The organism is Pseudomonas sp. GWSMS-1 (assembly GCF_049847425.1).
Classification (GTDB): Bacteria; Pseudomonadota; Gammaproteobacteria; order Pseudomonadales; family Pseudomonadaceae; genus Aquipseudomonas.
Window position 1 is genome coordinate 2,838,057 of record NZ_JBMHHV010000005.1, and the last position, 21,802, is coordinate 2,859,858.

Here is a 21,802-nt window from a genome sequence, read left to right on the forward strand (position 1 = left end):
TACCGGCGCGGGTTTTGTTTTTTCATAGGAAGGGTTTACCCGCGACGCCTTGCCCGTCGTGGCGGCCGCCTTTGCCTGTTTCCATTGATTGATCGGTACACCCATGACTGATGCACGCTCCCCTTCCCTGCTCGACGCCCTACTGCCCATCGGCGTACTGGTGGTCTTGCTGGCCCTTTCCGTTTACCTGTACGGCGACAGCTCCTCCAGTGGGCCCAACCAGATTGCACTGATGAGCGCCGCCTTTGTCGCCGGCCTGATCGGCCTGAAAAATGGCCTGCAATGGGTGCAAATCGAGGAAGGTATCCTCGCTGGCATCCATATGGCCATGAAGGCCAACCTGATTCTGCTGGCGGTTGGCGCGCTGATCGGCACCTGGATTCTCGCCGGCACCGTACCGACCATGATCTGGTTCGGCCTCAAGCTGATTTCAGCCGAATACTTCTACGTCACCAGCTGCCTGATCTGCGCCCTCACGGCGCTGTCCATCGGCAGCTCCTGGACCGTAGCCGGCACCCTAGGTATTGGCCTGATGGGCGTAGCCGCCGGCCTGGGCCTGGACCCGGCTATCACCGCCGGCGCGATTATTTCCGGCGCCTACTTTGGTGACAAACTCTCGCCGCTATCGGACACCACCAACCTGGCGCCCGCCGCCGCTGGTGCCGACCTGTTCGCGCATATTCGCTACATGCTGCAGACCACCGTGCCAGTGCTGCTAATCGCCTTGGTGATCTTCTTTATCCTCGGTCAGCAAGCCAGCGGTAGCCATGACACCGCGCGTATCGCCGAGGTGCTGCAAGCCCTTGAGAGCCAGTTCAGCCTCGGCTGGCACCTGCTGCTGCCGGTGGCGTTTTTGCTGTTTCTGGCGGTGCGCCAGTGGGCGGCCTTTCCTGCAGTGTTTCTCGCCGCACTGGTCGGCGCGGTGTTTGCGCTGATCTTTCAGGCGGATGTCATGCAACGCCTGGCCGACCCCGCTGCAGGCGCGCTGGCGCCACTGAAAACCGTGTGGACCGCACTGTTCGCCGGTTACGAGTCCAACAGCGGCAACGTGGCGCTGGATGGCCTGCTGTCCAAGGGCGGCATGGGCAGCATGCTCACCACCGTATGGCTGATCATCTGCGCCATGTGCTTTGGCGGCGTACTGGAAAAACTCGGCCTGCTGCAACGCCTGCTGCAAAGCACCCTGCACCTGGCGAAAAGCACCAGCAGCCTGATCGCCAGCACCATCGCCACCACCATTGGCAGCAATATCATCACCGCCGACCAATACATCGCCATTGTGCTGCCCGGGCGCATGTACCGTGAGGAATACGCCAAGCGCGGCCTTGCCCCGGTGACCTTGTCGCGCGCCCTGGAAGACGGCGGCACCCTGACCTCGGTGCTGGTGCCGTGGAACACCTGCGGGGCTTACATGGCGGCCACCCTCGGTGTCGCGACCCTGAGCTACCTGCCGTACTGCTTCTTTAACTTACTGATGCCGCTGCTGGCGATGTTCCTCGCGTTTATCTTCCCGCCGCAACCGGTTGCGCCCCCCCACGGCTGTGCGCGACGCCCTGCCGCAGGCTTAATCGAAAAGCCCGCCCCAGTTGCGCAACACCGCGCAACTGGGGCGCTGCAGCACTAACCGATCAGTCAGAAATCGCCCATGCAGGGCGCAGGCGCACTGGCTGCGCGATAAATAGCCTGCCAATTTCTGAGCAATTCAGGCATCTTCGTCGACGCATCAAAACCTCTGGCACCTCTAATTCAATAAAAAAGCCCTGCAAATGGAATTCTGACCATGTATGCGTTGATGGCATTGATCTTTGTCCTCGGTTACCTGTGCATCGCCCTCGAACACCCACTGAAAATCGACAAGGCCGCCTCGGCGATCCTCACCGCGGTGATCTGCTGGACCTTATTGGTGCTCGGTGCCGACACCATTCTGCCGCTGATTGGCTCAGGCACGGCCGGCGCCAGCAGCAATGGCCACCACGTCACCGAGGAACTGCGCCACCATTTGGGCGAGATCTCCGAGATTCTGTTCTTCCTGATGGGCGCGATGACCATCGTCGAGCTGATCGACGCCCATGAAGGGTTCAAGGTCATCACCGACCGTATCCGCACCAACAAGCGCGTCACCCTGCTGTGGACCGTCGCGCTGATCACCTTCTTCCTCTCAGCGGCGCTGGATAACCTGACCACCACCATCGTCATGGTCTCGCTGCTGCGCAAGCTGGTCTCGGATCAGAAAGAACGCTGGTTCTACGCCGGCATCGTGGTGATCGCGGCCAACGCCGGCGGCGCTTGGTCACCGATTGGCGACGTCACCACCACCATGTTGTGGATCGGCAACCAGGTCACCACCAGCGGTATCGTGACCAACCTGTTTATCCCGAGCCTGGTGTGTCTGCTGGTGCCGTTGTTGATTCTCAGCGTGACCATGAAGGGTGAGATCCAGCGCGCCGAGGTCAAGCCTTTGGCCGAAGAACGCCGCGACCCGACCACCCCATTCGAGCGCAACCTGGTGTTTGTTTTGGGGATTGGCGCACTGGTGTTCGTCCCCGTGTTCAAGACCGTGACCCACCTGCCGCCTTACATGGGCATTCTGCTTGGCCTGGGCGTGCTCTGGGTGGTGACTGAAATCATCCACCGCGGCAAAAACGATGAAGACAAACACCCACTATCAGTGGTCGGCGTGCTGCGCCGCATCGACACCACCAGCGTGTTGTTCTTCCTCGGCATCCTGCTGGCGGTATCCAGCCTGGCCACTGCCGGCCATCTGACCCAGGTCGCGACCTTGCTGCGCGAAGGATTGGGTGATGTCTATGCCATCAACATCGCCATCGGCCTGCTGTCATCGGTGGTCGATAACGTGCCACTGGTGGCCGGCGCGATGAAAATGTACCCCCTGGTGAGCCCAGAAGCGCTGGCCTTGGCCGGGGCGGATACGACCTGGCTGAGCAACTTCCAGGTCAACGGCACCTTCTGGGAAATGCTCGCCTATTGCGCCGGCACCGGCGGCAGCTGCCTGATCATTGGCTCAGCGGCCGGCGTGGCGGCCATGGGCATGGAGAAGATCAACTTCATCTGGTACCTGAAGAAAATCAGCCTGCTGGCCTTTGTCGGTTATATCGCCGGTGCAGCCACCTACATTGGCATTGCCACCCTGGGCTGATTATCTTCACCCGGAGAGGGCGCGCTCAACTGACCGCGCGCCTGGATTAAACGCAGGAGCACCGCACTGATGGATGTCAGCAAGACCAAAACCAGCTTTTACCGCCGCCTCTACGTGGCCTGGCTGATCGACAGCGGCACGGCCTGTAGCGTGCCGGCACTGATGGAGGCCACCGGCATGCCCCGGCGCACTGCCCAGGACACCCTCGCGGCGCTGGCCGAGCTGGACATTGACTGCACCTTCGAGCAGGACGCCGGCGAGCGCAACAATGCTGGCCACTACGTGATCCGCAGCTGGGGCGCGATCAATCCACAGTGGATTGCCGCGAACCTGGGGCAGATCAAAGCCACCCTCGGTTATCCCTGACCCCGCGAGACCCGCATGCGCAGCTCGCACCGTCTGTTACTGGTCATGGTGTTTCTCCTGGGTTTGTTCGTCGTGTTCGAAGCCCTGGGTATCCGCGCGCAATTCAATCTGCCGGCCCTGCAGGCGCTGATTCTTATGCACCCGGTCGCAGGCCTGTTGCTGTTTACCCTGCTGTTCGCCCTCGGCAACCTGATCCAGATTCCTGGCTGGGTGTTTCTCGCTGCAGCGGTGCTTGCCCTGGGCCGGCTCTATGGCGGCATCGTCACCTACGTAGCCGCTTGCGTGTCCTGCATCGCCACCTACGTGACCATTCGTTATCTGGGCGGTAACGCCCTGCGCGAGTTGAACAGCCCCTTGGCGCAGCGCCTGCTGAGCGGGCTTGATCGCCGCCCACTGACCAGCATCATCATCTTGCGCATGCTGTTTCAGACCGTGCCGGCGCTGAACTACACACTGGCGCTGTCCGGCGTGCGCTTTCGCAGCTACCTGCTCGGCACATTGCTGGGCCTGCCGCTGCCGATTGCCCTGTACTGCGTGTTCTTCGATTACCTGGCGATACTGCTGAATATTGCCCACTAGCCGCCCGGCACTGAGCAGTTTACAGACTGCCAGCAAGCAACCTGCGCCCAGCTGTGGGAAAATCCCGCGCCCCAAGCCTGCGATCCGCCTGCCATGTCCCTGCCGCCAAAACGCCCCAGCCGTAAACCCGCAACGCCGCGCCCTACGCCCAGCAAGCCTGCTGCGGCCAAACCCGATACAGCCAAGGGGCTGCTGCACCCGCGCAATCGCCATCAGGGCCGCTATGACTTTCCCGCGCTGATCAAGGCCAGCCCGGAGCTGGCGGCGTTTGTGATCATCAACCCGTATGGCAATGAGAGCATCGACTTCGCCAACCCGGCGGCGGTCAAGGTCTTCAACCGGGCGCTGCTCAAGCAGTTCTATGGCATCAATCAGTGGGATATTCCGGCAGATTACCTGTGCCCACCGATCCCTGGCCGCGCGGACTACCTGCATTACCTGGCAGACCTGCTCGCCGCCAGTAATGCTGGCGAGATCCCGCGCGGCGCCCAGGTGCGCGCGCTGGATGTCGGCGTAGGCGCCAACTGCATCTACCCACTGTTGGGTAACCGCGAATACGCCTGGCAGTTTCTCGGCTCGGACATTGCCGCCGAGGCCATCGCCTCAGCCAAGGCCATCGTGCAGGCCAACCCCGGTTTGCGAGACGCCATCGAACTGCGCCAGCAACGCGACAGCACGCATATTTTTCAGGGCCTGCTGAACCGCGATGAACGTTTCGACCTGACGCTGTGCAACCCGCCCTTCCATGCCAGTGCCGAAGAGGCCAGCAGCGGCAGCAAACGTAAGTGGCGCAACCTCGGCAAGCTCGACCCCAAACGTAAACTGCCGGTGCTGAATTTCGGCGGCCAGGCGGCGGAGTTGTGGTGCAAGGGTGGCGAGGCGGCGTTTGTCAGCCGTTTGATTAAAGAAAGTGCCGAAGTCGGCCAGCAGGTGCTGTGGTTTAGCAGCCTGATCTCTAAGGCCGGCAACCTGACAGGGGTTTATAGCGCACTAAAGAAGGCTGGTGCGCTACAAGTACAGACCGTTGAAATGGCCCAGGGCCAAAAGCAGAGCCGCTTTGTCGCCTGGACGTTCCAGACGCCTGAGCAGCAACAGGCATGGCGTAAAGAACGCTGGTCGTAGGATGGTACGGGGCGCGGACTTTGAGCGCGGCGACAAATCGGCAGGATGGCGTATTGCACAGCTTTAGCTGCCCGCAGGGCAAGGGACATAGATGTCCCTCGTGATAGCCATGCTACCCACTGCCGCATGATGGGTTTCGCCGCAACGCTATAGCAACATCGCGCCGGTTATATGCTGCGGCTAACCCATCCTACGCTTGCTTCAAGGCGTTATTTGACCAGTTCGAATAGCGCGACGTTGCCGCTCTTCTCCAGCCCAGTAACCAGGAAATGTCGGCCATCGTGCTCAACATGCGCCAGCCCTTCAGGCGCAAGCTTGCCAGAACCCGCGCCCTCAGCCGCTCCAATCACTTGCAGCACCTGCGGTTGATCCGGCTGGTCGAGATCGATCAGGGCCAAAGAATCCGCACGCTCCAGGGTAGCCACCGCCAGACGTTTGCCGAAGGCATCGAAACTCACCACGCCTTCCGGCTCGCTGCCTTTGTTGGGGCTGCGCGCATCCGGATAAACGCCGGCGGCGGCGGCCTTGTCGTCAAGCTGGCTGCCGGTATCGCCAAGTAATTTGCCGCTCATGGCATCAAATACGCTAACCGTACGGCCACCACCGCTGGGCAAGCCGACCTTGGTTTTGGCGATTTTAGGGTCGCTGTCGCCTTCATCAGCCGTAATCAGGTAGCTGCCATCGGCGCTTACGGCCACAGCATCCGGCTCGCGCAGGGCGAACAGCTCAGCACTCGGGTCGTACTTGCCGTCATCCACAATATCCGCCGCATGACGCACCGTGCCCAGGCCAAACACCTTGTCCAACTTGCCCTGCATGACATCAATCACGGCAACCGCGTTGTTTTCCTGCAGGCTGATATAAGCGCGCGCTCCGTCCGGGCTGAAGGCCACGTATTCCGGCTCAATATGCTCGGGGCTGGTGCCGAACGGAATTTTCAGCTCTTCACCGTCGATTTCCCGCTCCAGCAGCCGCTTGTGCTCGGCCTGCGTCGCGCCCTCGACACCGGCCAGGTCCGGCAGGCTGATCAGGCTGTGTTTGGCCGCGACCACGCCACCGCGCAGGTCGATCAGGCTGATCGAACCTTCACCGCTGCGAAAGCCTGCACCGTCACGCACATAACCCTCACCCTCGTTAGCCACTACAACAAAATCACCCTTGGGCGAAAACCCTACGCTGTCTGGCCAAACACCAACCTCCAGGGTATTCAGCAGCTTGCCATCAGCCGCACTGCGAAACTCTATACGACCGTTTGTCAGGCCATCGCGGTCGCGGATGCACACGGCAAAAAGGTCGTCGTTGGGGTGGAAGGCCACCGATGTGATCTCCCCAGCCGCCTCGGCCACCAGGTTATAGCGCGCCAGGCGATCAAGACCCTTGACCGGGTCCAGCTGCAGAATATCCACCAGGCCTTCGGCGCTATTGGACACAGCCACGCGCAGGCTTGATGCCTGCACGCTGACAATTTCAGTGCCTTCAGCAAAACCGCTTTGATACTGCCCCAGCGATTTCAGCTCCAGGGCCGACGCCAATGGGGCCAGGGCAAACAGCGCACACAACGTTGGGATTCGCAGCACGGTAACTATCCTTAGGCAAAAACAGGGGGAATTGAACAAATCCGCAGCAGTCTTAACCCACGAGATGACGTTTTAATGACGCATTAATGGCGTTTCATCCACAGCACGGCGATGGTATTACTGTACTGAGAGCAAACACGCACCTGCAGTATCGGTTGCAGTAAGGGGCATCAATGAAGTGGAAAAACCTGTTCGTCGTTGTGTGCTTGCTCCTAGGGCTGCCCACACAAGCCAGCGAACAGCCAGAGTTGAACATCAGCGTCGGGGACTGGCCGCCCTACCTGTCCAGCGACTTAAAACATAATGGCGTCATCGCTCACCTGATCAGTGACCTGTTCGCCGCTGAGGGCTACCGCGTAAACTTCCAGTTCCTGCCTTGGCCGCGCGCCTATTCCTCTGCTGCTGCCGGCCGCTTTGACGCTACAGCCGTGTGGATGCACAAGAATGAACGCGAGGCTGATTTTCTCTTCAGCGAGCCGCTACTGGATGAGCAGTTTGTGTTCTTTCACCTGAAAAGCCTGCCCTTTGACTGGCGTCGCTTTGACGACTTGACCGGCATGACCCTCGGTGGCGGCTTGGAATACAGCTACGGGCCGGATTTCGATCATTTCCTCGCCACCGGCAAGGTCAAGATGGAGCGCGTGTCCAGCGACACGCAGAACTTTGAAAAGCTGCTCAAGGAGCGTGTGGTGCTCTATCCGCAGGAAATGAACGTGGGTTATGCCTCACTGCGCAGCCACTTCAGCCCGGCGGAGCAGGCGCGTATTACCCATCACAGCAAACCGCTGCTGATTAATCGCAGTTACCTGATGCTGCCGAAAAGCCTGAAAAGCAGCCCGGCATTGCTTGAGCGCTTCAATAAACGCCTGCAGCTGTACCGCGAAAGCGGGCGCTACCAGCGCTATTTCGATGACCTTCAACAAGGCAAGTACCAGCTGGAGCCGCCCGCCGCTGCCGCCCCCGCAAGCGAGTGATTGTCTGGGGCGTTGCACACAACTGGCTAGAGTGTTTTAGAGGATTACATGCAGCACATGCCTGCCCACCATAAGCAACCATGCAACACTCGGCACGAGTGCGACCAGTGACCATGGCCAGGAATCAAACAATGACGTTTCGACAGCGGCTGGTAAGCCTTTTTATCAGCTGCCTACTGCTGCCTGGGTTATCCGCCGCCGCAGAACCGGGGTTAAGCCCCGACGAGATCCGCGTCGGCATGGTCAATGCGCAAAGCGGCCCCGCCGCCGCGCTCGGCCTGAGCATGCGCAACGGCGTGCAGGCCTACTTCCAGCGCATCAACGCCGAAGGCGGCATTCACGGCCGGCGTATCAGCCTGCTCAGCCTCGACGATGGCTATGAACCCAGCCGCACAGCGGCGCATACCCTTAGCCTGCTCAAGACGCGGCAAGTGTTTGCGCTGCTCGGCTATGTCGGCACACCCACCTCACGCGCGGCCGTGCCAATCGCCCAGCGGGCGCAGGTGCCTTACCTGTTCCCGTTTAGCGGGGCTGAATTCCTGCGCACCCCGGTAAAACCCGAAGTGTTCAATATTCGGGCGTCCTATATCGAGGAGACCGAGCAGCTGGTCGAGCGGATCACCGAGGACCTCAAGCTGAGCAAGATTGCCATCCTGATGCAGGACGACTCGTTCGGTGAATCCGTCAAAAGCGGCCTTAACGGTGCCCTGCTCAAGCGCGACCTGAAGATTTATGCGCAGGCGCGCATTCAGCGCAACTCGCTGGAGGTGGCGGAGGCCATCAAGGCGCTGCAGCGCACTCAGCCAGAAGCGGTGTTCTTTGTAGGCACTTACAAGCAACTGGCGGCCGCGATCAAACAGGCGAAAGCGCTGAACTTCAAGACGCGCTTTATCAGCGTGTCGTTTATCGGCTCTGAGCGGCTTATCGCCGTGGCGGGGCGTGATGCGGATGGGGTCTACATCTCCCAAGTTGTACCCTCGCCGCATGACACTTCACGCCAGTTGGTCCAGGCCTACCAGGCTGACATGCAGGCCAACAGCCTTGATCATGCCTCGTTTGAGGGTTACATCGGCGCGCAGGTGTTTATTGAGGCGCTTCACAAGGCCGGCGCAGAGCCCACCCACGAGACCTTTATCGACGCATTGGAGCACCTTGATATGGACCTCGGTGGCTTCACGGTGGCGTTTTCACGTAACCGCCATCAGGGCTCCGATGCGGTCTACCTGACACGCATCGAGCAAGGTAAAGCCGTCACCGTGACAACAATGCGCTAGCGTTCGGCCAGCGCCCCCTGCAGCAGGTCCGCCACCGGCAGCGCCACGCCGAGGCGGCTGAGATTCCAGTAATGGCCTTCCAGCGTGCGGTTGACCAGCAAGGTGGCTGGTGACGGTTGCAAACTGCCGAGCGCACCCAGCACATCCGGCAGCAGGCGCTGCACCTGCTCATGCAGCGGTATGGCGGCAAAATCCCAGTGCACACCAGGCTGCAGCAACGGCCCCAGCAAGCCATGCAGCTGGCGGTAAAAGCCATAAGGGATGGTCGACTTCGGCTGGCGTGTGCCCAGCGCCTGAAAAGCTTGCTCCAGCTGCTCGCCATCGCGAGCCTGCAAGGCCTTGTAGGCTTGCACATAGGCCGCCAACAAAGGCGCTGACAACGCCTGTACACAGCCGAAGTCATACACCACTAACTCACCGGCCGCAGTGTAGGCAAAGTTGCCCGGATGCGGGTCGGCATGCAGCAGCCCTAATTCAAACGCTTGAGCACTCAGCCAGCGCACCAGGGTCAGGGCCAGGCGCTCGCGGACTTCAGCACTGGCCTGGCCGACCTCGGCAAACGACAACCCCGCTTCCTCGCTGAGCGCCAGAACCCCGGGACGACAGAGGTCCTCATAGGGTTGCGGCAAGCGCAAGCCCGGCCAATCGGCAAAATGCGCGCGGAAGTGTTGCAAGCGGCGCATCTCTGCCGGGTAATCCAGCTCGGCCGCAATGACCGCCGCCAGTTCTTTATGCAGGCCTTCCAGCTGCGCGGCTGGGGCGCGAAACAAACGTCCCAGCGGCAGCAAGCGGCGCAACTGACGCAGATCCGCCTGGCAGATCTCGGCGATGCCCGGGTATTGCACCTTAAGCACCAGCGCTCGGCCGTCCGCCGCCACGGCACGGTGCACCTGGCCCAGCGAAGCCGCGGCGAAGGGTTGCTCGTCGATCTGCTGAAAGAACTGACCAAGGTCCGCGCCATACACCTGCTGCAAATGCTCGCGCAGGGCGCTAAAGGGCAAGGCCGGGACGCGGTTCTGCAGCGAACTCAGGGCAAGCGCCACCGGTTCCGGCAGCACGCCCTGCCACTGCGACGCCATTTGCCCCAGCTTGAGCACCGGGCCTTTCATCTCGCCCAACACATCCGTCAGCAACTCAGCCACCGGCTGCCAGTCAATACCACTGCGCCCAGAAATCAGTTTTTGCCCCAGCACACGGCTGCCGATACGCGTGGCAGTGCCTGCCAAGGTCAGAAAACGCCCGAGCGCAGAGGGTGACGGGGGAGCAACAGGAGGCTTGGCCATGGGCGACTACTCAGCAGAACGAAGCACGATCATGCACCGCTGCCTGGCACGTACCAAGCATTAAGGTGTTCGATGGACGAGAGCCGCGCCGCGCAAGCGCGCACCTTGGGCAGGCGAGGCAAATGCCCCGCCTGGATCGTTCAATTGCCCCGCGGGCCAACCGCAAAACGCTTATCCAGGCCGCTGTAGCCCATTCCCACGCCCTTGTGCACTTTCAACTGCACAGGAATGCGTTCCTTAAGCGCCTCGACATGGCTGATCACGCCAATCATCTTGCCGCTGGCGTTGAGGTTATCCAACGCATCCAGGGCCACCTCAAGAGTTTCGCCGTCGAGGGTGCCGAAGCCTTCATCGAGAAACAGCGAGTCGATGCTGGTCTTGTGGCTGACCAGATCGGACAGCGCCAGGGCCAACGCCAGACTGACCAGAAAGCTCTCGCCGCCGGACAAAGTCTTGGTGTCACGCGCCGCATCGGCCTGCCACGTATCGATCACTTCCAGCTCCAGCTCGCCACTGCTGCGCCGCGCCAACTGATAACGACCGTGCAGACGCTCCAGCTGCTGGTTGGCCAGGTAGACCAGATGATCCAGGGTCAGCCCCTGGGCGAACTTGCGGTATTTGGCACCGTCAGCCGAGCCAATCAGGCTATTGAGCTGCTGCCACAGGTCGTACTCGCCCTGCTTGGCGCTGATCGCGGCAAACAGGCTTTGCTGGCCGAGCCTGCGCGCATCGTCACCCTGCAGCTGCGCGCGGATTTCGCCCTGACGTTCGCTCAGGGCTTTTAGCTGGGCGTTAAGGGCGAGCAGTTGTTCATCCAGTTGCGCAAGACCAAGCGAGGTGGCTGGGCTGGCTTGCAGAGTCGCCAGCTGCTGTGCGGCGGCACTGGCCAGCGCCTGGGCATCGCTTAGGGCTTTATCCAGGCGCTGACGCAAGTTTTGCAGGGCGACGCGCTGCGCCTCATCCAGCATGGCGGCCAGGTAACCCGCCTCATCATTAAACGGGCTTGCGCTTAACGCAGCAGCCCACTGCTGTTCAGCCTGCTGCAGGCGCAGCTGTTCCTCCTGATGCCTGCTGGCCAGGGCCTGCCGGCTACCGGCCAGCTGCTGCTGCCGGCGCTGCAGTTCCTCCAGCTGAACCTGCACATGCTGCAAGCCCGCCTGCATATCGGCGGGCTTGGCCAAGGCAGGTTGATCGGCCAGGTCCAGTACAACCCAGCGTTGCTGCCAGTGTTGAGCCAGCTGCACAGCAGCCTGTAGGTCATGATCCAGCTCACCTAGCTCGCGCTGTAGATCCAGGCTTTGCTGCTGATTGCGCTGCCAACGCTGCCACTCGGCTTGGCGCTCAGACAGCCAGGCACTGGCGTCATCCGGCAACTGATAGCCAAAGCTGGCCAGGGCCTGACTCAAACTTTCACTGCGCTCATGGGCAAGGTCTAGCAACTGCTGCAAACGCAACTGGCCCTGCTCGCACTGCTCCTGACGTTGCTGCAGTTGAAAGCGGTTAAGCGCCTGCTGCTGCTCCAACTCAGTGCACTGCTGTTGCAGACCCAGCCGCGCCTGCTGACGTTGCTCAAGACTGCTACCCAGCTGTTGTAACTGCTCAAGTTGCTGTTGCAGTTGCTGCAGCTCGACGTCCTGTTGCGCCTGCTGCTCAGCCAAGGCAACGGCATCGGCTAACGGAATTTCCAGTTGCGCGCTAAGCGTCTGCCAACGCTCGCTTTGCTCGACCTGGGTCTGCTGGCCACGCTCAAACTGCTGTTGCTGTTGCTCAAGGCGCGCGGCGAGTTTCTCCAGCTCGCCAGCCAATTGCCGGCCTTGTTCAGTCAGGGCCTCCAGCTCGCCACGCTTGCTGGTGAGCAGCGCCTTGGTCGCCGAAACATCCAGTGCCTGATAGGCGCTGATCGCCGGATGCGCCTCGGAGCCGCACAGTGGGCAGGCCTCGCCAGGCTGCAGCTGGGCGCGATGAGCTTCCAGGGCCTGGATGCGTTGCTCCTGCTCCAGCAGTTTTTCCTGGGTCTGTACCTGTTGCTGCAGGTCCTTGTAGCTCAGGCGCAACTGCGCCACCTCAGCACCCTTGGCCTGATGCTGCTCGCGCAGCAGCGTCAGGGCGCTGGCCAGTTGCGTTTGTTCGGCCGTCAGGCGCTGCTGGCCCTCGGCCAAGTCAGCCAACTGAGTCAGCAAACCGCCCTGAATATGCAGCTGCTGCCAGCGCTCACGCAAAGCCGCTTCACTGCGCCCGGCCAGCAATGCAGTGTGTTGCTGCTGAGCGGCATCTTCCTGCTCGCGCGCCTGCTGCAGGCGGTTCTGTTCGGCGCCTAGCTGCTCAGTTTGCTGGCCGAGCTGTGTCTGTAGGCTGGCGATGCTGTCTTGCAGTTGCTGCTGACTGAGTTGCAGCTGGGCGATTTCTCCAGTCAGTTGGTGGCGTGCCTTCAACTGTTCGCCCCAACTGCCCAGCTGCTCGCCCAAACGGCCATGCTGCGGCTGCGCAGCCAGTTGTTGCTGCAACTGCTGCAGACGCTCGGCCAACTGCTCACGTTGCGCTTGGCAATCGGCCAATAGCAGCGCGCTAAGTTCGCGGGCCTGCCACGTCTGCTCGGCGATAGTCTGTTCAACCTGGCGCTGTTCGGCGGCATTCTGCTGCAGGCCCTGCTCGGTTTGCGTCAGGCTCTGGCGGGCCTGCTGCCAATCGTGGTGCAGCGGCTGCAAACGCAGTGCCGGCTCGCTGGCGGCTAATTGCGCCAGCTGCGGCTGGGCCAGTTGTAACGCATCCTGCGCGGCCTGCTCGGCCTGCTTGTTGGCATGCAACTGCGCCTGGGTCTTGCTCAGGTCCTCACACCAGCGGCGCTGGCGCTGCAGCTCAGTTTGCTCTGTGCCCAGGCTGGCTTCTTCAACAGCCAATTGCTCGGCCTGCGCCTGCAACTCCGTGCGTTGTTCTTCACTTAGCAGCTCGACACCCTCGGCACGGGCGCGCAACTGGTCGAGGCCGACCTTGGCCTCGCGGGTCTGCTCAAATACGCGCTGTGAAATCTGCCCGTAGATGTCGGTGCCAGTCAGTTCTTCCAGCAGCTCCGCGCGCTGGTTGGCGTTGGCTTCGAGAAAGGCGGCAAACCCGCCCTGAGCCAGCAGCATGGATTTGGTAAAGCGCTCGAAATCGAGGCCCGTGAGGCGCTCGGTTTCGCGCAGCTTCTCGTTGATTTTGTCGGTGAGGATCTGCCCGTCGGCGGCGGCCAGTTCGACCTTGGGCGCCTGCAACGCGCCGTCGGCTTTGTCACGGGCGCGGCGCTGGCTCCAGAAGGCGCGGTAACCGACGCCTTTGACCTCGAATTCGACCTCGGCCAGGCAATCGGCGGTGTGCCGGCTCATCAGCTCGTTGGCGCTGGCCGACACCGTGCTCATGCGCGGGGTGCGGTGATACAGGGCCAGGCAGATGGCATCCAGCAGCGTGGTCTTGCCCGCACCGGTCGGCCCGGTGATGGCGAACAGGCCGTTGTCTTTGAAGGGCTCGGCGGTGAAGTCAATCTTCCACTCGCCCTTGAGCGAATTGAGATTCTTGAGACGCAGGCTAAGGATCTTCATACCCCGCCCTCGCGCAGCTCACTGACCACTTGTTGATAGAGGCCCAGCAGCTTGGCTTGCTCGGCTTCGTCGAGGGTTTCGCTACTTAGCCGTTGGGCGAATACATCTTCCACGCTTAGCTCATCCAGGGTTTCCTTGGCCTGGCCTTGCAGGCTGGCACTGGCATTACCGCGCTCGCGACGGATACGCAGCACTTCGACCGGCAGCCCCTCGCACAGAGCGGCAATCCGCAGCTGCAGATCGCTCAAATAATCGTCGGTACCAACCAGCACTTCCAGCCACACCGGCTGCTCGGCGCTGCCCTGCTTGGCCGCTTCTTTAATCGCCACCTCAAGCTCTTTAAGTGAGCCACGCAAGGACAGCAGCGGCTGAAAACGTGGAACCGGCAGCGCGGTGATCTGGCACAGGCCGCTGCTATCAAGCTCGACCAACAACACTTCCTTCTGCTGCTTGGCTTCATCGAAGCTCAGGGCAATCGGCGAGCCGCAGTAGCGGATATGCTCCAGGCCGCCGACCTTCTGCGGCCGGTGGATATGCCCCAGGGCGATATAGGCGGCAGGCGGGAAGGCGCTGGTGGGAAAAGCCTCCAAACTGCCGACATAAATTTCACGCACCGAATCGCTGGCACTGGCGCCGACAGTGGTCAGGTGGCCGCTGGCAATAATCGGCAGGTTGCCGCCCAGCTCGGCGCGTTTGCTTTCGGCCAAGGCATACAAGTCCTGATAGTGCTGCTGGATCGCCTGCTGCAAGGACTGCTGTTTATCCTGGGCGCTCTGCCCGACCTGGCTGAGCAACACATCGCGCGGGCGAATAAAGGGAATGCCGCAGAGCAACGCGCCAGGCGAGCCGTCACGCCGATGCAGCACCAGCAGCTGCTCTTCAATCGGCTCACATACACCGGGAATCACCCGCGTGCCGAGCTGCGCCAGCAGGGTTTTACTCTCACCGAGCATGGCCACCGAATCATGGTTACCGCCCAACACCACCAACTCGCAACCGGTTGCACGCAGCTCGACGATAAAGCGGTTGTACTGTTCGCGGGCATAACTGGGTGGCGCGCCGGTGTCGAAGATATCGCCGGCAATCAGCACGGCATCCACCGCCTGCTCGCGCACCTGCTCAATCAGCCAGGCACAGAAGGCCTGATGCTCAGCTTGGCGGGTCTTGCCCATAAAGTGCTGGCCGAGGTGCCAGTCGGAGGTGTGCAGGATGCGCATGTTTAAAACACCCAATCCTTAACCATCATATGAGTCTTCACTTTCTGCATACCGGGGAAGTTTTCGATCTCGCCGCGCACCTCACTGAAACGCAGCATCGACGGTGCTTCGATGTACACCAACATATCGGTCTCGCCACTGATGCCGCTGCAGCGGCGCACTTCGGGAAACACGCGCATCAGCTCGACATAGTGCTCACAACGGCCACCGCTGTAGAACAGCTCCAGATAGACCTTGATTGCCGCCTCGCCCGGCACCACCACGTGAGCGTGGTAACCGCTGATGACGCCACTGTGCTCCAACTGACGTATCCGCTCACTCACCGCCGAACGCGACAGGTTGACCTCGCGGGCGATCTGGCTGACGGGTAAGCGCGCATCGGCGCGCAACAGGGCGAGTATCTGCTGATCGAACTTGTCCACGGGGTGCTCTCAAAAGCAATTTGCTGGAGAATGCCGCCGATTCGTCGGGCAAAGCCGACGTTTCGCCAGCTGCCTGAATCAGGCGGGCGATTTAACATGGCGAACGAAACCGCAGAGCATACAACATGAGTCGTCTGAATCAGGAATTGGGCCTGCTACAAGGGATTGGCCTGCTGAGCACCTCGCTGCTTGGCACCGGGATTTTCGTGATTCCTGCCCTGGCGGCCACGGCCGCCGGTGAGGCGTCGTTATGGGCCTGGATGATCCTCATCGCCCTGGTGTTGCCAGTGGCCTTTACCTTTGCCCAACTGGGCCGCCGCTTCCCCCATGCCGGCGGTGCACCCCACCTGATTGGCCGCGCCTTTGGCCCGCGCATGGAGCGCCTCAGCGCCTGGCTATTTCTCGCCGTGCTGCCGGTGGGTTTGCCGGCCGCGCTAAACATCGCCAGCGGTTTCTGGCAGGCGCTGTTTGACCTCAACCGTAACCAGGCACTGATCATCCAACTGGCCACCCTGGCGGCCATGCTCTGGCTTGGGCAGCGACCGGCGAAAGCGTCCGGGCTGATTCAGGGCGCGATTGCCGTGGCCATTATCAGCACCATCGCACTGATCTGGTGGGTCGGCGACCTGCCCATCAGCAGCCAGCCATTGCTACCGCCAATCAGCGGTTCCTGGCACCTGCTGCCCGCGGCACTGGGGGTGATGTTCTGGTGTTTTGTCGGCATCGAGGCGTTCACCCATATGGGCGAAGAATTCAAGAACCCCGAACGCGACTTCCCCCTCGCGTTGCTGTTTGGCGTGCTACTCGCCGGCTTGGTGTACTGGGCTTGCTCGGTGGCCGTATTGAGCTTCCATGCCTATGGCGATGTGACCACCGATGCCGCCTCGCTGCCGCGCCTGCTCGATGTGCTGCTGGGCGAGAAAGCCCGCTGGCTGGCCGCCACGGTCGGCTACCTGGCCTGCTTTGCCTCGATGAATGTTTATATGCAGGGCTTTGCCCGGTTGATCTGGAGCCTGGCTGACGAAGGCAAGCTGCCGGTCAGCCTGGCCCAGCGCAACCATCATGGAGTGCCAGCCCGCGCCCTGCTACTAGTGATCCTGAGCTGCGCCCTGTGCGCCATCCTGGCGAACGTGCTTGAGCTGACAGTCGATGATTTGATCCGCTACGCCAACGGTAACTTTGTGCTGGTCTACCTGCTCAGTATGGCCGCCGGCACGCTGTTGCTGCGCGGCATCTGGCGCTGGTTGGCGGCATTCAGCGCACTCCTGTGCGGGCTGGTGCTGCTGATGCTCGGCGTGGATGCAGGCTATGCCCTGGCTTTATTGGCAGTGCTCGGCCTGCTGGATCGTTGGAACGAGCAGCGCAGCATCCGACTGGTAACCGGGCCACACTGAACCTGGCGCTAACCTTTAACTTGGTCAGTCATTCCAGCTACCCTCACCCCAGCTAGGTAATGACAAGGACCGACCATGCGCCGCATTCTCCGTGACCTGAAAATCCTCATTCTCACCAATCTCTGGCTCGTCCCTGTACTGGCCGGGTTGGTGGGCGCGCTGTTTTATTTCGCTGCACCACCACCGCCCATGCATGCGCGCATGGCCACGGGGGCCGAGGGCGGTGGCTACCACGCGTTTGGCGAGCGCCTGCAAAGCGAGCTGGCGCTGCAGGGTTTTAGCCTGGAACTGGTGCCCAGTGCAGGCTCGCAAGACAACCTGAGCAAACTCGCCGCTGGCGAAGTGGAGCTGGCCCTGGTGCAGAGCGGCCAAGAGCTGACCCTGGACGATGAACAGCGCGCCAAGATTTCAGGCCTGGGCGTGATGTACCGCGAACCGCTATGGCTGTTCGTTGGCAACAAGGTCAAGTTCGAGCGTTTGGCCGACCTGATGAAACTGCGGCTGGCGATTGGCTCAGCAGGCAGCGGCACGCAAGTAGTGACCGCCGCGCTTCTAAGTGCCAACCGCATAGAAGCCGAGAACTATCCGCCGCAATGGCAGGAACTGGGCGGCCGTCGCGCCGCCGACGCCCTGATCGCCGACCAGCTAGACGCGGCCTTCTTCGTTGGGCCGGCGGAAAACGCGCTGATCCAGCGCCTGGCCGCAGAAGAAAAAATCCGTCTGGTTGGCCTGCACCGCATCGACGCCTACCTCGCGCGTCTGCCGTACCTGAGTCGCCTAGAGGTCGGAGAAGGCATGCTCGACCTGGCGCACAACACACCAAATCAGGATATTGCCACCCTCGGCCCGGTCGCCACCCTGGCCGCCGGCGAAAACTTTCACCCCTCAATCACCCCACTGATCCTCGAAGCCGCCAAGACCGTACTGAAAAACGGCAGCCTGCTCGACCCGGCCGGCAGCTACCCGGCTCGGCCGCCGCTGTCGCTGCCGATTCTCGATCAGGCCGAGTATTACTACGCCAAGGGCCTGCCCATCCTGCAGCGCTACCTGCCGTTCCGCATTGCCTCACTGGCCGACCGCTACATCATCCTCGCCATTCCGTTGGTGATCTTGCTGTTCCCGCTGTTCAAGGCCATCGGCCCGATCTACCAATGGCGCATCCGTGCACGCATTTACCGCTGGTACAAGCACCTGCGCGAGATCGACCAGCAGCTGTACAAGGGCAATCTGAACAGCGACATCGGGGCCGAGATTGAGCGCTTAGAAAAACTCGAGGACGAACTGGCGCGTGTGGAGGTGCCGCTGTCCTACTCCAACGAGCTGTATGAGCTGCACATGCACCTGCGCTATATGATCGAACGCCTGCTTGCACTGCAGCATCGCCAGTTAGCAACTGGCGATGCTGCAGTGCCCAAGAACTAAACCAACAAATACATGACGTCAAAAAGACAATGTGATATCAATCCGCCATAAATGACGTAAGGCTAGGATTGCCATGTCTGAAGATTTCGCCCTTCTGCTGTTGGAGTCTCCCTGGTGGACGCCTAGGAGTAACCCAACCCGCGCTTCGTCCCTGCCGTTTTTCCAGGGTTTGGAACGATTGCATGACCACTTCAATATCTACTACTCGACCTTTTACGACACCCAGGGTTTTGAAAGCGCTCTGGCACAAGACCTGATCCATACCCACGAAAAACGCCAAATTCTTTATATCGGTGCCCACGGCACAGAAAGCCGGATAGCCAATGGCCGGGCCAGCACTATTCTGGAAAAGGTTGCTCTGCATGGCAGCAAGATCGAAGGAGTAATAGTCAGCAGCTGCCTGGTAGGTGCACGTGAATCCAATCTGTGGTCACCCGTCTTGATCAACAAAACTCGCTGGGTTTTCGCCTACCGCCACTCAGTCAACTGGCTCGACTCACTGCTGATCGAGCTAGCGTTGCTGGAAGCCCTCGCGCTCGCGGAAGAAGGCTACGCCGATGATCGCGACGCCTTACTGCAAACTTTCGCCAACGCACTCGCTAAATTCAATCCTCTACTGCCTCTAGGCAGCGACGGAGAGCCGCTGATGGACTGTATCTACCTGATGCAACGCGCCAAGTACAAACGCAACCCGGAAAACCTGACCACTGCATTGATTACACGAGCCTGGAGCGAACAATGACATTCGGCCCCATCCCCATAGTCTTGGCTATCAGCGGCCACCGCGACCTATTGGCAACAGATATCCCCGCTATTCGCCAAACACTGCACACAGAGCTCGCAGCATTGCGCAAACGCTATCCACATAGCCGACTGCAACTTCTCAATGGCCTAGCTGAGGGCGCAGACTGGCTCGCCGCCGAGGTAGCGCTGGAGTGCGGACTGGAGTTGATCGCCGTACTACCCATGCGCCAAGCAGACTATGAACTGGATTTCGCGACACCAGAAACCCTTGCACACTTTCACTTGCTGCTGAGCAAAGCCTCGCAAGTACGGATCGCCCCCTTAAACGATGCGCTTGCAGACAGCGCATCTCGTGACTCCAGCTACCAGGCACTGGGAATTTATCTCGCGCAGCACGCCCAACGCCTATATGCGCTATGGGACGGTAACGCCGAGAAACCACTTCCGGGCGGAACAGCTGATGTAGTGCGGCTCTGCCGCGAGGGTATTCCCAGCGAAGACAATCCACTGGCACAACCGGAAACCTGTCAAGTGCAGCATCTGCGCTGCAACAGAAAGAAGAACCCACAGGCCTACACTGCTCAGGAAGTTAACCAATGGAGCCCGGAGGCTGGCGACAAGGTCGGTGCGACATACAAGTATTGGGAAGAGATATTTCACTCGATAAACGACTTCAACCAAGCCGCCAGTAAAATTGATAACGACCCCGCTGGCGAAGTAGCCAAGAGCCGCCAGTGGCTGGTTGGCGAGGCCAACTATCCACCTAACATTGAGTCCAGCGTCCAGACCTTTGCCATTGCCGACGCATTGGCCCGCGCAAGGCAGGAACAACGTCAAACCATACTCTGGCTACTTAGTCTGCTGGTTTTCCTGTCCGTGCTCTTCCAGCAACTGCACTTGGGCCCGGATATGCAATGGTACTGGCTGGCCTCGCATATCGGCCTAGGTTTTACAGCCTTTTTTGCCTACCGCTTCTTTTTCAGTGGTGCCCACAACAGCGAAGCGCAATATATGGACTGGCGTGCATTGGCCGAGGGGTTACGCGTTCAGACCTTCTGGCAGGCAGCTGGAATAGACGAGTGCGCCAGTAACTACTACCTGAACAACCAACGCGACGAGCTGGACTGGATTCGCCATGCCATTCGTAACATCACGGTTAATACTGCAGCCTCAACTAACGAAGCCAACATCGACTGGGTCAAGCAACGCTGGCTAACTGATCAGCGCAAGTTCTTCCTAAGCGGCGGTAGCAGCGTCGCAAAAAAACAGCAGAAGCTGCGTAGCTTGAAGCTCATCAGCCGCAGCCTTTTTGGCGCAGGCGCTATGACTACGGCAGCCTTGTTGCTTGGGCCATTTATCAATTTGACCGCCGCCGCTCTCCCCTGGCTCTCGCTTGTAGCCGCCATCCTGTTCGTACTGGCAGCCGTCTGCCGCAACCATGCGAATTTGATGGCCTACGAAGAAGATGCCAACCGCTACCAGAAAATGGGCAGTCTGTTTGAGCGCGCTATTCAGGTGCTGGAGCAACACCAGCTAAACACCGACACCGCATCTTCTAGAAATATATTGCTTGCGATAGGCAAAGAAGCACTCGCAGAGAATGGCGAGTGGTTGCTGCTGCATCGCCAGCGTAAGTTTGAAATACCAGCTTAAGGAATGGCTAAATGAATGATATTTTTATCAGCTATCGCCGCGAAGGCGGAGCAACTACTGCAAGACTAATTTGCAAAGCGTTGGAAGACGAGAACTTCAGATGTTTCTTTGATAGCGAGTCTCTGAGCTTCGGTAGCTTCGCGGACAGTATCAAAGACAACCTGAACAATTGCCGAAATTTCATACTCATTCTCACTCCCGGCGCTCTTGATCGCTGTCACTCACCGGATGACTGGGTTCGCCAGGAAATTGCTCTGGCCCTAAACCTCTACAAATCAGGGCAAATAAAGAGAATCATCCCAGTCTTTACCAATGGCGTAACCGGCTTTCACGCGGATTTACCAGACGATATTTGCGCCATTGCCGAGCAAAACGCCGTGGAGCTCAACCATAAAGACTTCGAAGCCAACTTCTCGCGTTTACTAGAAAGAATCCATCATGAAAAACGCGATCTATTGGCAAACTATTTTCTCGATGAACACGCAGATGATGACTCCGAAGACTTGGAAATCTTGCATCAGGCATTCAAGGGGTGCCTCTCCCCAGAAGAGCAGATGAACTCCCTGAAAAGCAGTATAAAAATGCACTGGAAGGGGGAAATAGGGGATCTGCTAGGTAACTACACCGAGTCGTTTCTCAGACAGTTAAGCAAGCGTTTGAATCTCAACCAAGATGGTGGTCACGAGACACTATTGACCCGAATAGAAAACTGGTTAATGGGCGATCAGCACGAGGCTCCTGACAGAGCGATCAGCAAGAATATTCTGGAACGCTATATCCACAACGTACCGTGGCGAATGACAACTCTGTGCAGCCAGCTCGACCTGAGAGTTGACAAGCGCTCACCTCATAAAATGCGCAGCGCCCTGTACCATAGACTCGATCTTGAACTGGACTTTTCCGATCTTTCCATTGACGCCCTGAAAGACATCGCTTGTGAAGCCTTAGGTACCGATAAAGTCCAGGGCTGCAAAAAGAAAGAACTCATCGAGTTACTGACTGCTGCTTATGAACGCGGACGCAATGATATGGATAGCTGATAA

Annotated in this window: 17 protein-coding genes; 12 read left to right on the forward strand and 5 right to left on the reverse strand. The window is 59.9% G+C overall.

Annotation, left to right across the window (positions count from 1 at the left end; genetic code table 11):
* Positions 1 to 103 precede the first annotated feature (103 nt).
* The 5 genes from nhaC (at position 104) to rlmF (ending at position 5,224) form a co-directional block, all read left to right on the forward strand.
* A complete protein-coding gene (nhaC, locus tag ACEPAJ_RS17065; RefSeq protein ID WP_425916420.1) occupies positions 104 to 1,624 on the forward strand; it encodes a Na+/H+ antiporter NhaC in 1,521 nt (506 codons plus the stop codon).
* 156 nt (positions 1,625 to 1,780) lie between these two features.
* Positions 1,781 to 3,157 (forward strand): sodium:proton antiporter NhaD, encoded by a 1,377-nt coding sequence (nhaD, locus tag ACEPAJ_RS17070; RefSeq protein ID WP_425916422.1) that lies wholly within the window; start codon positions 1,781 to 1,783, stop codon positions 3,155 to 3,157.
* A 69-nt stretch (positions 3,158 to 3,226) separates the two neighbouring features.
* On the forward strand, positions 3,227 to 3,523 hold the full coding sequence (locus ACEPAJ_RS17075; RefSeq protein ID WP_425916424.1) for a winged helix-turn-helix domain-containing protein: 297 nt from the start codon (positions 3,227 to 3,229) through the stop codon (positions 3,521 to 3,523).
* Positions 3,524 to 3,538: 15 nt separating this feature from the next.
* The gene (locus ACEPAJ_RS17080; protein ID WP_425916426.1) at positions 3,539 to 4,102 is read left to right on the forward strand and encodes a VTT domain-containing protein; all 564 of its coding nucleotides are present in this window, start codon (positions 3,539 to 3,541) and stop codon (positions 4,100 to 4,102) included.
* Positions 4,103 to 4,195: 93 nt separating this feature from the next.
* Positions 4,196 to 5,224, forward strand: a complete 1,029-nt coding sequence (gene rlmF, locus ACEPAJ_RS17085) for a 23S rRNA (adenine(1618)-N(6))-methyltransferase RlmF (RefSeq protein ID WP_425916428.1) — start codon at positions 4,196 to 4,198, stop codon at positions 5,222 to 5,224.
* Positions 5,225 to 5,433: 209 nt separating this feature from the next.
* Here the strand turns inward: rlmF and ACEPAJ_RS17090 are convergent, their stop codons facing one another.
* On the reverse strand, positions 5,434 to 6,801 hold the full coding sequence (locus tag ACEPAJ_RS17090; RefSeq protein WP_425916430.1) for a choice-of-anchor I domain-containing protein: 1,368 nt from the start codon (positions 6,799 to 6,801) through the stop codon (positions 5,434 to 5,436).
* Between the two features lie 173 nt (positions 6,802 to 6,974).
* Between ACEPAJ_RS17090 and ACEPAJ_RS17095 the strand changes: the two genes are divergently transcribed.
* A complete protein-coding gene (locus tag ACEPAJ_RS17095) occupies positions 6,975 to 7,775 on the forward strand; it encodes a substrate-binding periplasmic protein (RefSeq protein WP_425916432.1) in 801 nt (266 codons plus the stop codon).
* A 131-nt stretch (positions 7,776 to 7,906) separates the two neighbouring features.
* The gene (locus ACEPAJ_RS17100) at positions 7,907 to 9,049 is read left to right on the forward strand and encodes an ABC transporter substrate-binding protein (protein WP_425916434.1); all 1,143 of its coding nucleotides are present in this window, start codon (positions 7,907 to 7,909) and stop codon (positions 9,047 to 9,049) included.
* Here the strand turns inward: ACEPAJ_RS17100 and ACEPAJ_RS17105 are convergent.
* The 4 genes from ACEPAJ_RS17105 to ACEPAJ_RS17120 all read right to left on the reverse strand — a co-directional run bounded on the left by ACEPAJ_RS17105 (position 9,046) and on the right by ACEPAJ_RS17120 (position 15,546).
* A complete protein-coding gene (locus ACEPAJ_RS17105) occupies positions 9,046 to 10,332 on the reverse strand; it encodes an ABC1 kinase family protein (RefSeq protein WP_425916436.1) in 1,287 nt (428 codons plus the stop codon). The two genes, ACEPAJ_RS17100 and ACEPAJ_RS17105, sit on opposite strands and share 4 nt — an antisense overlap.
* A gap of 140 nt (positions 10,333 to 10,472) precedes the next feature.
* The gene (locus ACEPAJ_RS17110) at positions 10,473 to 13,907 is read right to left on the reverse strand and encodes an AAA family ATPase (RefSeq protein WP_425916438.1); all 3,435 of its coding nucleotides are present in this window, start codon (positions 13,905 to 13,907) and stop codon (positions 10,473 to 10,475) included.
* A complete protein-coding gene (gene sbcD, locus ACEPAJ_RS17115; protein ID WP_425916440.1) occupies positions 13,904 to 15,124 on the reverse strand; it encodes an exonuclease subunit SbcD in 1,221 nt (406 codons plus the stop codon). Before sbcD ends, ACEPAJ_RS17110 begins: the two co-directional genes overlap by 4 nt.
* 2 nt (positions 15,125 to 15,126) lie before the next feature.
* Positions 15,127 to 15,546 (reverse strand): Lrp/AsnC family transcriptional regulator, encoded by a 420-nt coding sequence (locus ACEPAJ_RS17120; RefSeq protein ID WP_425916442.1) that lies wholly within the window; start codon positions 15,544 to 15,546, stop codon positions 15,127 to 15,129.
* Positions 15,547 to 15,671: 125 nt separating this feature from the next.
* On the opposite strand from ACEPAJ_RS17120, the gene yjeH reads away from it, so the two are divergent.
* The 5 genes from yjeH (at position 15,672) to ACEPAJ_RS17145 (ending at position 21,799) form a co-directional block, all read left to right on the forward strand.
* A complete protein-coding gene (yjeH, locus tag ACEPAJ_RS17125; protein WP_425916444.1) occupies positions 15,672 to 16,940 on the forward strand; it encodes an L-methionine/branched-chain amino acid transporter in 1,269 nt (422 codons plus the stop codon).
* A 75-nt stretch (positions 16,941 to 17,015) separates the two neighbouring features.
* A complete protein-coding gene (locus ACEPAJ_RS17130) occupies positions 17,016 to 18,362 on the forward strand; it encodes a TAXI family TRAP transporter solute-binding subunit (protein ID WP_425916446.1) in 1,347 nt (448 codons plus the stop codon).
* 73 nt (positions 18,363 to 18,435) lie between these two features.
* Complete coding sequence (locus tag ACEPAJ_RS17135) at positions 18,436 to 19,104, forward strand: hypothetical protein (protein ID WP_425916448.1); 669 nt, start codon at positions 18,436 to 18,438, stop codon at positions 19,102 to 19,104.
* Positions 19,101 to 20,759: a hypothetical protein gene (locus ACEPAJ_RS17140; RefSeq protein ID WP_425916450.1), complete on the forward strand. Its 1,659-nt coding sequence runs from the start codon at positions 19,101 to 19,103 to the stop codon at positions 20,757 to 20,759. The genes ACEPAJ_RS17135 and ACEPAJ_RS17140 overlap by 4 nt, the downstream gene beginning before the upstream one ends.
* Before the next feature lie 11 nt (positions 20,760 to 20,770).
* On the forward strand, positions 20,771 to 21,799 hold the full coding sequence (locus ACEPAJ_RS17145) for a toll/interleukin-1 receptor domain-containing protein (protein ID WP_425916452.1): 1,029 nt from the start codon (positions 20,771 to 20,773) through the stop codon (positions 21,797 to 21,799).
* Positions 21,800 to 21,802 lie beyond the last annotated feature (3 nt).